This window comes from Arthrobacter wenxiniae (assembly GCF_013376105.1).
Lineage (GTDB): Bacteria > Actinomycetota > Actinomycetes > Actinomycetales > Micrococcaceae > Specibacter > Specibacter wenxiniae.
This window is the reverse complement of record NZ_JAAMFM010000029.1, coordinates 1-12858: the sequence shown is the minus strand read 5'-3', so window position 1 is coordinate 12858 and position 12858 is coordinate 1. Positions and strand designations below refer to the sequence as shown.

General features: G+C 67.3%; 12 protein-coding genes. 9 read left to right on the top strand and 3 right to left on the bottom strand.

What is annotated here, in order from left to right:
• The first annotated feature begins 55 nt into the window (after window positions 1–55).
• From G6034_RS15690 to G6034_RS15675, 4 genes are all read left to right on the top strand, one after another.
• Complete coding sequence (locus G6034_RS15690; RefSeq protein WP_176636052.1) at window positions 56–1966, top strand: glycoside hydrolase family 35 protein; 1911 nt, start codon at window positions 56–58, stop codon at window positions 1964–1966.
• Between the two features lie 304 nt (window positions 1967–2270).
• The gene (locus tag G6034_RS15685; RefSeq protein WP_176636051.1) at window positions 2271–3221 is read left to right on the top strand and encodes a glycine betaine ABC transporter substrate-binding protein; all 951 of its coding nucleotides are present in this window, start codon (window positions 2271–2273) and stop codon (window positions 3219–3221) included.
• Between the two features lie 67 nt (window positions 3222–3288).
• Entirely contained in the window at window positions 3289–4506 is a 1218-nt protein-coding gene (locus G6034_RS15680) for a pyridoxal phosphate-dependent aminotransferase (RefSeq protein ID WP_176636050.1), read from the top strand.
• A gap of 13 nt (window positions 4507–4519) precedes the next feature.
• Window positions 4520–5374 carry a PPK2 family polyphosphate kinase gene (locus G6034_RS15675; protein ID WP_176636049.1) on the top strand — a complete coding sequence of 285 codons (855 nt, stop codon included), beginning with the start codon at window positions 4520–4522 and terminating at the stop codon, window positions 5372–5374.
• A gap of 428 nt (window positions 5375–5802) precedes the next feature.
• Here G6034_RS15675 and G6034_RS15670 read toward each other — a convergent pair whose 3' ends face one another.
• The gene (locus G6034_RS15670; protein WP_176636048.1) at window positions 5803–6030 is read right to left on the bottom strand and encodes an exodeoxyribonuclease VII small subunit; all 228 of its coding nucleotides are present in this window, start codon (window positions 6028–6030) and stop codon (window positions 5803–5805) included.
• A gap of 37 nt (window positions 6031–6067) precedes the next feature.
• Complete coding sequence (xseA, locus tag G6034_RS15665) at window positions 6068–7309, bottom strand: exodeoxyribonuclease VII large subunit (protein WP_176636047.1); 1242 nt, start codon at window positions 7307–7309, stop codon at window positions 6068–6070.
• 184 nt (window positions 7310–7493) lie between these two features.
• Here xseA and G6034_RS15660 point away from each other — a divergent pair, with 184 nt between their 5' ends.
• Both G6034_RS15660 and G6034_RS15655 read left to right on the top strand, forming a co-directional pair.
• A complete protein-coding gene (locus G6034_RS15660) occupies window positions 7494–8327 on the top strand; it encodes a hypothetical protein (protein ID WP_176636046.1) in 834 nt (277 codons plus the stop codon).
• 9 nt (window positions 8328–8336) lie between these two features.
• The gene (locus tag G6034_RS15655; RefSeq protein ID WP_176636045.1) at window positions 8337–9410 is read left to right on the top strand and encodes a 4-hydroxy-3-methylbut-2-enyl diphosphate reductase; all 1074 of its coding nucleotides are present in this window, start codon (window positions 8337–8339) and stop codon (window positions 9408–9410) included.
• Window positions 9411–9422: 12 nt separating this feature from the next.
• Here the strand turns inward: G6034_RS15655 and G6034_RS15650 are convergent, their stop codons facing one another.
• On the bottom strand, window positions 9423–10613 hold the full coding sequence (locus G6034_RS15650) for a DNA recombination protein RmuC (protein WP_176636044.1): 1191 nt from the start codon (window positions 10611–10613) through the stop codon (window positions 9423–9425).
• A 170-nt stretch (window positions 10614–10783) separates the two neighbouring features.
• Here G6034_RS15650 and G6034_RS15645 point away from each other — a divergent pair, with 170 nt between their 5' ends.
• The 3 genes from G6034_RS15645 (at window position 10784) to G6034_RS15635 (ending at window position 12789) form a co-directional block, all read left to right on the top strand.
• Complete coding sequence (locus G6034_RS15645; protein ID WP_176636043.1) at window positions 10784–11020, top strand: hypothetical protein; 237 nt, start codon at window positions 10784–10786, stop codon at window positions 11018–11020.
• A 433-nt stretch (window positions 11021–11453) separates the two neighbouring features.
• Window positions 11454–11966, top strand: a complete 513-nt coding sequence (locus G6034_RS15640) for a bacterial transcriptional activator domain-containing protein (protein ID WP_176636042.1) — start codon at window positions 11454–11456, stop codon at window positions 11964–11966.
• Between the two features lie 76 nt (window positions 11967–12042).
• Entirely contained in the window at window positions 12043–12789 is a 747-nt protein-coding gene (locus tag G6034_RS15635; protein ID WP_176636041.1) for a hypothetical protein, read from the top strand.
• Window positions 12790–12858: the final 69 nt, after the last annotated feature.

The following is a 12858-nucleotide window of genomic DNA, read 5'->3' as shown; positions in this document are numbered from 1 at the left end:
TAACAGACGTGGCCTGCCCGCGACTGCCGCCCCAGTGCCAGGAGAAGATTTGCCCATGAATGCCGCACTGCCCGCCGTGACGGCCGAACGCCTTTCCGGGGACGACTCCAACGGCGGCTCCCAGGGGGCCGGAACAGGCGCGCGCGCAACAACTGTTCCTGCCCTGTCCTTCGCAGGCCGGAAGCTGTACAGGCACGGCCGGCCGCACCGCATCATCGCGGGCGCCATCCACTACTTCCGCGTCCATCCGGGGCAGTGGGAGGACAGGATCGCCCGGCTGGCGGCCATGGGCGTGAACACGCTGGACACCTACGTAGCCTGGAACTTCCACCAGCCAAACAAGGGACAGGCCCCGGATTTCTCCGGCTGGCGCGACTTCGCCCGTTTCATCACGCTCGCGGGGGACGCCGGCCTGGACGTGATCGTCCGCCCCGGACCGTACATCTGCGCCGAATGGGACAACGGCGGCTTCCCGGCCTGGGCCGTCTCCGACGCCGGAATGGTGCTGCGCTCCTCGGACCCACGCTTCACCGCCGTCGTCGCGGACTGGTTTGACGCGCTCCTGCCGGTCATCACACCGCTCCAGGCTGCCAACGGCGGCCCCGTGGTCGCCGTGCAGATTGAAAACGAATACGGCAGCTACGGCGACGACGCAGAGTACCTGCGCTGGAACCGCGCGGCGCTGCAGTCCCGCGGCATCACCGAAATGCTGTTCACGGCCGACGGCGGCACGGACTATTTCCTGGACGGCGGCTCCCTGCCGGACACCTGGGCGACGGCGACCCTGGGCTCACGCGGCGACGAGGCCGACGCGGTGTGGCAGCGACGCCGGCCCGGCGAACCCTTCTTCAACGTTGAATTCTGGAACGGCTGGTTTGACCACTGGACCGAGAACCACCACACCCGCGGCGCCGCCGACGCCACGGCCGAGGTGCGCAAGATCCTGGACCTGGACGGTTCCGTCTGCCTCTACATGGCCCACGGCGGAACCAACTTCGGCCTCACCTCCGGCTGCAACCATGACGGCGTCATCCAACCCACCGTCACGAGCTACGACTCCGATGCGCCCATCGGCGAGGACGGGCGACTCACCTTGAAGTTCCACGCCATGCGGGAGGCATTCTTTGCCGCCGAAGGGCGGGAACTGACCCCCGTGCCCGAGGCCCTGGCCCGCCCGGCGGCGCCGCTTCCGGCGTCGGTCATTGAGCTCGCGCCGGGCACCGGGCTGCTGGAAATGGCCCGGGCCGGCGGGGCCGTCACCAGCGTCAAGCCGCTGTCCTTCGGGGAACTGGGGCTGGACCGCGGCATGGTGCACTACACGGCCACGGCCGTGCTGCCGCCCGGCGGGGGCACCATCCGGCTCCGCGGCCTGCACGACCGCGCGTACTTGTGGATTGACGGGGTGCCGGCGGGCGTCCTGACGGACGGCACCGCCGGGTCCGGCCTGAAGGTGGAGCACTCGGGCGGCCCGGTGGTGCTCGAAATCCTGGTGGAAAACCAGGGCCGGATCAACTATGGCCCCCTCCTTGGCCAGGACAAGGGCATCCTGGGGGGCGTCCTTGTCAACCAGCGCTACATCTTCCATTGGGAGCAGCGCGCCCTGAACCTGGAACGGCCGCTGGAGGAGCTGCTGGAGCTGGGCGGCGGGGCAGCGCTGGCCGGCGGGGCGCCACCCCCCGCCGGCCCGGGCTGGTTCCACGGCGAGCACCATCTTGCGGAGCCTGCCGACACGTTCCTGGCCCTTCCCGGTTTCGGCAAGGGCTTCGTCTGGGTCAACGGCTTCCTCCTGGGCCGGCACTGGGAAGTGGGGCCGCAGGTGACGCTCTACGTCCCGGCACCGCTGCTGCGGGCCGGCACCAACCGCGTCTCGGTACTGGAGCTGGAGCGCGGCGGCACCCGCGCAGAGCTGCGGGAGGAGCCCGAACTCGGCGCCGCAGGCCCGGCCCACGTCGAAGACCTGGGCTGATCCGCGGGGAGCTTTTGGCGTGCGGGGGTAGTTGTTGCCGTCCGCGCCTGGTCCACCGGCAGCGAAGGGCAACGACGCCCCCGGCCTTGAAGCATGTCCGTTGCGCAGAGGCCGGCGGCGGCCGCCATGCGGACGGCCGGCATCGCACCGTTGACAGCCGGGAAACGGCCCGGCAAGTCCCCGGGGCTTGGGCAATGCACGCCGGCGCCACCGGTAAGCTTGGTTCCTGGAGCCGTGCGGGTGCGCAGGCCCCAACCCGTTGCACCGGCGGGCGGCACCGTGCCGCCAGACACCAAGGGAGAGCATGCGCCTCAAACGTTTGGCCGCCGTGGCGGCCGTGGCGTCGCTGCTGTTCATGGGGGCCACCGCCTGCACGCCAAGCCCCATCGTGGTCATCCCGAGCGCCACGCAGTCAACGGGGCCGGCGCTGGAGGTGGGCACCCCGGCCGTGCCCGACGGCGCCAGCCCCAAGGAGGGCGAACTGCTGGCCAACGTTTATGCTGCGGCCCTGAACGCCGCGGGGCTGGCCGCCACGGTCAAGGCGGAGGACCCACAGGACCCCACAGTGCTGGGCCAGCTTGCGGCAGGAACAGTGGACGTGGCCCCCGGCTACTCCAGCGCCATGCTCCTGCAGCTCGACCCCTCAACGGAGGCGTCCGCCACGGGGCCGGTCCTCGACGCCCTGAAGGCCGCGCTTCCCACGGGCACCGCGATGCTTGACCCGGCCAAGGCCGAGGACAACGATTCCCTCGTGGTCACCGCCGTGACGGCGGAAAAGTACCACCTCAAGACCATCGCCGACCTCGCCAAGGTGTGCGGCAAGCTCGACTTTGGCGGCTCGGCCGCGTTCCGCGCCAAGGGCCGCGGGCTGTCCGCCGTGGCGTCGGACTACGATTGCGTCCCCAAGTCCTACCGTGAACTGCCATCGACCAAAAACGAGCTGCTGCTGGCGCTGCTGCGCGACGACATCCAGGTGGCCGACATCCACAGCTCCTCGCCGGCCATCGACGACAACGCACTGGTGACACTGACCGACACCAAGGGCATTTTCCGGCCGGAAACGGTGGTGCCCGTCATCAATGCGGACAAGGTCTCCAAGGATGTGCAGGCAGTCCTGAATAAGGTCACCGGGGCCCTGAGCGGTGACGAGCTGGTCAACCTGAACCGGATCGGCTCCGGCAGCCACTTTGGCTCCCCGGCCCAGGTGGCGCACGCCTGGCTCGTGCAAAAAGGCCTCCTGAAGGCCACTTCCTAGCCATTGGCACGGCCCGGGAGGGCACGTCACACCGGCACCGGCAACGGCGGTGTGCCATATTTGATAAATGGCAGATTTCAAGCAGTCCACCAAGCTTCACAACGTCCTCTACGACATCCGCGGCCCCGTCCTGGAACGGGCCCAACAATTGGAGTCCGAGGGCCACCGCATCCTGAAGCTGAACATCGGCAACCCGGCCCCGTTTGGTTTTGAGGCGCCGGACGCCATCCTGGTGGACATGATCCGCCACCTGCCGCATGCCCAGGGCTACAGTGACTCGCGCGGCATCTTCTCGGCGCGGACCGCCGTCGTCCAGTACTACCAGACGCGCGGCATCCACAACATCAGCGTCGACGATGTGTACCTGGGCAACGGCGTGAGCGAGCTCATCACGCTCTCCCTCATGGCCCTCCTGGACACGGGCGACGAGGTCCTGGTGCCCACCCCCGACTACCCGCTGTGGACGGCCTCCGTCAGCCTTGCCGGCGGCCGCCCCGTACACTACCTGTGCGACGAGGACAACGACTGGTGGCCGGACCTGGCAGACCTCGAGGCGAAGATCACGCCCCGCACCAAGGGGCTGGTCATCATCAACCCGAACAACCCCACCGGCGCCGTCTACCCGCCCCACATCCTGACGGGCATGGTGGAGCTGGCGCGCAGGCACGGGATCATTGTGTTCTCGGACGAGATCTACGAAAAGATCCTCTACGACGGCACGGAATTCACCAACACCGCCGCCATCACCGGCGAGGACGTGCTCTGCATGACCTTCAGCGGCCTGTCCAAGGCCTACCGCATCTGCGGCTACCGCTCCGGCTGGCTGGCCATTTCCGGACCCAAGTCGCGGGCGGCCGACTACCTGGAGGGCATCAACCTGCTGGCCAACATGCGCATGTGCGCCAACGTGCCCGGCCAGCACGCCATCCAGACAGCCCTGGGCGGACACCAGAGCATCGAGGACCTGGTCCTGCCCGGCGGGCGGCTGCGCGAACAGCGCGACATCGCCTACCGGCTGCTTAATGAGATCCCCGGAGTCTCCACCGCACAGGCCAAGGGCGCGCTGTACCTGTTCCCCAAGCTGGACCCGGGGGTTTACCCGATCAAGAGCGATGAAAAGTTTGCCCTGGACCTGCTGGAGCAGCAAAAGATCCTCGTCTCCCACGGGACCGCCTTCAACTGGATCCGCCCCGACCACTTCCGGCTGGTCACCTTGCCCAACGTCGAGGACCTTCAGGAGGCGGTGGGGCGGATTGCCGAGTTCCTGAGCACGTACAAACCCTAGGAAAGGTGCCACCGTGTCGCTGTCCCTTGGATTCACCGCCAGCCCGTCCGAGCTGCTCCGGGTGGGTCCCGGATTTTCGCTGGCCGCCCAGCCCACCAATGCGTCCCCCGGGTTTTCCGGCAGGAAGGACGACGGCGCCGCCGCCTTGGCCGAGCGGGCGCCGGTTTTGGCGCGGCTCCAGGAGCAACTGTTCGCCGAGAGCCGCTTTGGCTGCCGCAAGTCGATCCTCCTGGTGCTCCAAGCCATGGACACGGCGGGCAAGGGCGGAATCGTGGCGCACGTGGTGGGCGCAGTGGACCCCCAAGGCGTGCAGTTGACGGCGTTCAAGGCCCCCACGGAGGAGGAGAAGGCCCACGACTTCCTGTGGCGCATCCGCCCGGCGGTGCCCCGCACGGGCATGTTCGGCGTGTTCGACCGGTCCCACTACGAGGACGTGCTGATCCACCGCGTCCACGGCTGGGCCGACGCTGCCGAGCTTGAGCGCCGGTACAAGGCCATCAACGACTTTGAGGCGGAGCTGTCCGCGGCCGGGACAACGGTGGTCAAGGTCATGCTGAACCTGGGCGCCGGGGAACAGTTGGAACGGCTGCGGGCGCGCCTTCACGATCCCACGAAGTACTGGAAATACAGCCCCGGCGACCTTGATGAGCGTGCCAACTGGTCCGACTACATGGACGCCTACCAAAAGGTGTTCGAGCGCACCTCCACAGCAACGGCGCCGTGGCACGTGGTGCCGGCCGACAAAAAATGGTACGCGCGCCTGGCCGTTCAGGAAATCCTCATTGATGCCCTGGCATCCTTGAACCTGCAATGGCCCGCCGGCAACTTCGACCTCCAGCACGAACGCGCCCGCCTCAAGGACGCCTGACCCCCGGGGGCTGAAAGCGCCGGGGACGCCGAAACGGAACCCCGAGGCCGAATTGTCCGGATCGACAGGCCGGCGGCCTGGTCGCGGCGGTCAGCCCGTCCCGGTGGTCGAGCAGCGAGCTCTGCGAGCGCGTCGAGACCCGGGCGCCTGGCCGGTGGCGGTCAGCCCGTCCCGGTGGTCGAGCAGCGAGTTCTGCGAGCGCGTCGAGACCCGGTTGCCTGGCCCGCGGCGGTCAGCCCGTCCCGGTGGTCGAGCAGCGAGCTCTGCGAGCGCGTCGAGACCCGGTTGCCTGGCCCGCGGCGGTCAGCCCGTCCCGGTGGTCGAGCAGCGAGCTCTGCGAGCGCGTCGAGACCCGGCTGCCTGGCCCGCGGTGGTCGAGCAGCGAGCTCTGCGAGCGCGTCGAGACCCGGTTGCCTGGCCCGCGGCGGTCAGCCTTCAGTTGTGGCGCGGGCGGCGTCGAGCCGGGCCTTGGCGCCCTCAAGCCATTCCTCGCACTTTTTGGCCAGGGACTCTCCGCGCTCCCAGAGGGCCAGCGAGTCCTCGAGGCTCGAACTGCCTGCCTCGAGCTGGTTGACCACCGCCACCAGCTGTTCACGCGCCTGCTCGTAGCTCAGCGATGCAACGTCGGCATTCTGTGCGGGTGTTTCAGGGCTCATGGTCCGTCCTTTACGTCAAGCTGTCTGGGTGGGTGGTTCAGTTGGATGTGGCCGCCGCGGCGAAGTCGCCACCGGCCACGCGGATCTTCAGGGGCGTCCCGTCCGGGGCCTGTTCCGGGTCGCGAACAATGCTGCGGTCCTCCAGCTGGACGACGGCGTATCCGCGGTCGAGCGTCTTTTGCGGGGACAGCGCGCGCACCTGGGCACGGAGATGCCTGAGCTGGTCGGCATGGCGCCCCACTTGCGTTCGCACCGCGGTCAGGGCGCGCCCGCCCAGCCGGGCGACGTCGTCGGCCCTGGCGGTGAGCCTGGCCTCCGGGTGGGCCAGGGCGGGGCGGGAGCGCAACTGCGCCAGGCGGTCGGCCTCGCGCTCCAACAGCTGGTTGATGCGGCGGTTGAGCTGGGTGCGGGCCTGGTCCACGCGCCCCAGTTCCTCGCCGACGTCGGGCACGATCCGCTTGGCCGCATCGGTGGGCGTGGAGGCGCGCAGGTCCGCCACGTCATCAAGCAGCGGGCGGTCGGCTTCGTGGCCAATGGCGCTGACCACGGGCGTCGCGGCCTCGGAGACGGCCCGTACCAGCGACTCGTGGCTGAACGGCAGCAGGTCCTCCAGTGAACCGCCGCCGCGGGCAATGACAATCACGTCCACGGCCAGGTCGGCATCGAGTTCGCGCAGGGCGCCAATGACGGCCGTGACGGCGTTGACGCCCTGAACGGCCACCTCGCGCACCTCAAATTCGACTGCCGGCCAGCGCAGCGCCGCATTGCGCAGCACATCCTTCATGGCGTCGGAATTGCGTCCGGTGACCAGCCCGATCCGGTGGGGGAGCAGCGGCAGCTTCTTTTTGCGGCGCGGGTCAAACAGCCCTTCGGCGGCCAGTGCCTGGCGCAGTTGTTCAATTCGGGCCAGGAGGTCGCCCAGACCCACGGGGCGGATGTCCCGGCCCTGCATGGAGAGGCGGCCGGTTTTTAGCCAAAAGTCCGGCTTGAGCTGGGCCACCACCCGTGCCCCACGCTCCAGCGGGGAGGCGAGCTGGCTGAGAACGGACCCCCAGACGGTGACGCTGAGCGAGACCTCGGCGTCGACGTCCCGGATGGTCAGATAGCTGACATTGGCCCGTTTGTTCAGCTCAATGATCTGGCCTTCGACCCAGGCGGCCGGGGCCTTTTCAATGTGGGACTTGAGCTTTTGGCTCAGCATCGCCAGCGGCCACGGATTGTCCGGGGACGTTTCAGCCGCCGTGGCGGGAATCACTTTCCGTTCAGGGGTTTCCTGCATGGGCAACGCGCTCCGTCCTTCGGGGGCCACAATTCATGCCTCAACTCTAGCTTCGGCCACCGACACAACCGTGCCGTTGTCCACAGCAGGGGCCGGACCCCCGGGACCTCGAGCGCCCCCGGGAAGAGCGCCGCCGTTCTTCGCATAAAGTGGAAGCTCACCACATCTACCACGGAAGAAGTTAATGCGCTCATTGGTTTCGGCAGTGCTCGTCGTTCTTGCGCTCCTGCTGGCAGCCGTTGCCGGACCGGCCATCTGGGCCGAACGCAACATTGTCAGCGAGTCCGGCTTCGTGGCGCTGGCCGGGCCGCTGGGCGGCAATGCCGATTTCCAGCAGGGACTTGCATCCATGGTGGCCCGGCAGTCGGGCGCCCAGCTCAACCTGCCGCCGCAACTGGCGGACCTCGCCGCAGGTGTCATCGGGTCGACGGCACATTCCCTGTACACGCAGCCCGGTTACGCCGACGCCTGGTCAGAAACACTGCGGCGCAGCCACGCCCTCACATTTGCCCCGACGGCGCAGCAACGGGGCAATGGCGACGTGCACCTGGACATCACGCCGCTGGTCGTGCTCGTGGCTGCCAAGGCTTCCGCCGACACCGGCGTCACTCTGCCCACGCCGAAAGACGCGACCGTCAGCTTCGACCAGCCGGTGGTGGCCAAGGCCGTGCCGCTGCTCACCAAGGTGGGCGGAATGGGCGGCTGGGCGGCACTTGTCGCCGCCGGCCTTATCCTGCTGGCCCTGATCGTGGCGCGAAGGAGATCCTTGACGCTGGTCCTCGCCGGTCTCGGCATGGCCCTGGTTGCACTGGCCTGGCTGCTGGGAGCCGGAATTGTGGGCGGCCGGGCCAGATCGATGGGTGCCGGGAGCGACGTGGTGGCCCAGCTCGGGGGCGAACTCGCCACCCAGGCGCAGGCGAGCTGGCACTGGGGCATCACACTTGGATTCATCGTGGCGGCCGCCCTGGTGGTTGTGGGGCTGCTCACCGGAGCGCTGGGGAGGACCCGGACACCGTAGGATGGGGGCATGAGCACCACTGCCGTTTCCGTTCCCATGCCGGCCGTTCCGCGCCGCCGCCGTTCGCCCGCAGCGGTGGCTGCGGCCGCCCCGGTTGCCGGCCCCAAGCGCGTCCTGCTGGCCGCCCCGCGAGGCTACTGCGCCGGAGTGGACCGGGCGGTGATCGCCGTGGAGAAGGCGCTGGAACACTATGGCGCGCCCGTTTACGTGCGCAAGCAGATTGTTCACAACGTCCACGTCGTCTCGACCCTGGAGGAACGCGGCGCGATCTTTGTCGAGGAAACCGACGAGGTCCCTGAGGGCGCGCTGGTCGTCTTCTCGGCGCACGGCGTGAGCCCAGCCGTGGTCCAATCCGCCGAAGACCGGAAGCTTCGCACCATCGACGCCACCTGCCCGCTCGTCACCAAGGTCCACCGCGAGGCCGTGCGCTTCGCCAAGGCCAACAACCACATCCTGCTCATCGGCCACGAAGGCCACGAGGAAGTCGAGGGAACCTACGGCGAGGCGCCGGAAAGCACCACGATCGTGAACAACCCGGCCGAGGCGCGCACAGTGGAGGTGGCGGACCCGGACCACCTGATCTGGCTGTCGCAAACCACGCTGTCGGTCGACGAGACCATGGAGATCGTGAAGATCCTGCGCGAACGCTTCCCCAAGCTGCAGGACCCGCCCAGCGACGACATCTGCTACGCCACCACCAACCGCCAGGTGGCGATCAAGCAGATTGCCCCGCAGGCCGACCTTGTCATTGTGGTGGGCTCCGCCAATTCGTCGAACTCAGTGCGGCTGGTGGAGGTCGCCTTGGAATACGGCGCCAAGGCCTCACACCGGGTGGACTTCGCGAACGAGATCGACGAATCCTGGTTTGAAGGCGTGGCCACTGTCGGCGTGACCAGCGGTGCCTCCGTCCCGGAAATCCTGGTTCAGGACGTGCTGCACCTCCTCGCCGAGTACGGTTACGGCGGGGTGGAGGAAGTGGTCACCGCGGAGGAGGACATCCTGTTCTCCCTGCCCAAGGAACTGCGCGCCACGCTGAAGGCGGCCGGAGACACCACCCGCAGCCTGGGCGGTCACGGGCGCTAGCCGGCCCGGCGTTCACGGGCGTTGGCCGGCGCGTTCCTCCAGTTCCGGCGCCGTCAGCGACCGCGGCGTGGCTTCCACCAGCGCCGGGGCCGCCAGCGTGTGGGGGTCGAAGGCATTCAGCTTTCTGGCCGTGGGAAGCACCCGCGCCTCCAGTGTCCCCACCAGCTTGTTATAGCGCTCCACGGAGCTTTTCAACGAGGCGCCGACCCCCGAGACGGCCTCGCCCATGACGCCCAGGCGCGAATACAGCTGTGCCGAAAGGTCAAACAATTCCTTGGCGCTTTCCGTCAACACGTCCTGCCGCCAGCTGAACGCGATGGACTTCAAGATGGCCAGCAGCGAAATCGGCGATGCCAGCACCACACTCTTCCCCATGGCATAGTCCAGCAACGCAGGGTCCGCGAGCAGGGCCGAGGACAGGATGGACTCCACGGGCACAAAGCAAATCACCAGTTCCGGTGAATTGTGGGCCGACGTCCAATACTTCTTGGCGGCCAGCGCATCCACGTGAGCCTTGACCGCCTTCGCATGGCGGGCCAGGTGCTCGTCCGCCTGGGCGCCTGAGGCCGGTCCGGCGTCGTGCGCGTGAAGGTAGGAGGACAGGGGGACCTTGGCGTCCAGGACAAGCTCCTTGCCGCCGGGCAGCCGCACCACCATGTCGGGGCGGTGGGCGCCGTCGTCCGTGGCTGTGTGGACCTGTTCCTCGAAGTCCACGTGGGCGAGCATGCCGGCGGCCTCGACGACGCGGCGCAGCTGCACCTCGCCCCACTTGCCGCGGGCATTGTTGGAGCGCAGCGCGGACTCCAGCGAGGATGTGGTGGCCAGCAGCCGGGCATCCGCGGCCTTGGCTTCACGCAACTGTTCCGCAAGCTGGCCGTACTGCTCCACCCGGTCGCGCTCCAGCAGGGCCACCTGGCGCTGCACCGCGTTCAGCTTCTCCGACACCGGCCCGAGGGCCTGCAGCACGGAGGAGTCCGAGCCCTGCTGGGCGGAGAGGGCCCGGTTCTGGTTGAACAGGAGGCGGCGTTCGGCGTCGGCGGCCGCAAAGCTGGCATTTACTTCGCCCGCGTGCCGCTGCGCGGCCGCAGCCTCGCCCTGCGCTGAAAGGAGCCGCCCGCGCATCAGCCACGCAGCCGCGGCGGCCCCTGCCATCAGCCCGGCCAACAACATCAATACGGCCACAAGCCATCCAATTCCAGTCATGCTTCCACCTTCCCACGAGGGGCTGACAATCCGGTGGAGTGGAGACCCGGGACCGCGATGGACCGGCCTGGCCACGGAGGGGACGGCTGAATGGCTGGATCGGGTATTGGGGCATAGACTGGGCAAACTACTGATGGGTATTCATGTAACGGGTCTTAGGGGGGTCCGCAATGAACGAAGAGGAACTGGCAGTAGTCACCATGCATGATGATGACGCCGCGGATAGTACCGCCGGGCGTGGCACCATGGTGATTCGCATTTGGTCCGAGGCCAGCGCCGATGGATCCTTTCGCAGCCGCTTGACGTTTGCCGGCACCGGGGACGAGCCGCCGCAGGAAGTTGTTGTGGCCAGCCATGAGCGGCTGCTCGAGACAGTCAGCGAGTGGCTGGAAAAATATCCCGACTGACCCATCAGAAATTAGCCGTTGCGACACGCCGCCAAACTGAACTTTATGCCAGAATTCGATTGACAATGGCCGCCCCCTGCGGCCATGCTCTTCTTGTCGGCGACGGACGCGCACTGGCTTCCTAAGCATCCGAAACCGGTGCAGCTGTCTGAACCACAATTCCGTGGTGATGCCGGGGTCGGGGGGAGACATGGATGGTCTCGTAAGTCAAAATTGGGAACTCACCTTGCTGGGTTCATGGCAACTCCGGATCAATGGCGGCAGGGTCGAAGTTGGCCATCGCCAGCAACGCGTCATTTCCGCCCTGGCACTTTTCGGCACCCGGTCCAGGCTCTCTCTGGCAAGTCTGCTGTGGCCGGATAGTTCCGAGGCCCAGGCCGCGGGAAATCTCCGGGCAAGCTTGTTTCACATAACGCACAAGCTTCCCGGAATCTTGGATCCCAAGCACGACTACCTGTCCTTGGAACCGGACGTCGACGTCGATTTTCACAAGATCCGCTGGCTCATCGCCGATATCCAGGACGGAAACGCTGCCCCTTCGGGATCGGCCCACCTGCTTTACCATGCGGACCTCCTGCCCGGCTGGTACGACGATTGGGTCATCTTCGAACAGGAACGCCTGCAGCAGCTGCGCCTTGACGGCTTGGAGGCCCTTGCCCGCAGCTTCCTCCAGATCGGCGACACCGGGCGGGCCACGGAGGCCGCGCTTGCCGCCACCTCGATCGAGCCGCTTCGTGAAAGCGCGCAGCTGGTCCTGCTGCAGTGTCACGTCCAGGCCGGCAACAACGCCTCGGCACTGCAGTCGTTTCACGACTTTCGTGGCCGGTTGAACCGGGAGCTGGGCGTGAGGCCCTCATCGATTTTTGAGTCATTGGTGGATTCCCTGCACCCGGTCCAGGCCTCGGCTGTCCACGCCCCAACCCGTTCCCGCAGTGCCTACCAATGATTTTCGCGGTCTCCTCATGTATTGCAGCAGTGACTTCGATCCGATCGGCAGTTCATAGTAGATATGAGGAATAGCAATGCGAACAAAGTTGGTCAAGAGCGCCTTTGGCGTACTCATCCTGGTGTCGGGGATGCTCCTCATCGGGCCGGCCACCGGCGGAGTGATCCCGGCCGATGCCGCGCCCCAAGGGACCCATGTGACCATCCACCGGTCCAACGGCCTGGACACCGTGTCCACGGCGATTCCCACGGTGGGGCAGCCGACGGTTTCGGACAGCGCTGAAAGCGCCGTGCGGACGTCCTCCTCGACGACCAAGGCTGGATCCGTCTCCATCGCTACGAGCAATTGCGACGGCTGTTCGGGCGTGGCCACCACCTTCCAGGTGGTCTACTTTGATGGCAAAATGGCCAGTGCTGACAATTCCGCGGCGGCCTGGTCAAGCTGTGCCGGGTGTTCCTCCTCCGCAGTCTCCGTGCAACTGGTGGTGGCCCGTCGGGCAACGACGCTGACCGTCAACAACCGGGCCCTTGCCCTCAACCTCGAGTGCACTGAATGCAGAACCACGTCGGCGGCCATCCAGTTCGTCATTTCGGGGGGCACGCGCCGGGACCTGTCCACCCAGGCCAAGGACATGATTGGCCAGATTCAGGCCGAGTTGGGACAACGGCTCCAGAACACGCCGCCCAGCCAGGGCCTGCAGCGGTCCGCCCCTTTGGCCAAGAGCCTTACGGATGACACCGCGGCGCGGCTGGCGCAGATCATCCTCAAGGACGTGGGGGCCACCTCCGTGCAACGCAACATCGACGTGCAGTCGGGGCAATAGCCGGGCCGCCGGGTCAACAGCAGGGCCCAGGGTGCCGGGGAGGCGGGCCGCCCGCCTCCCCGGGCCTTT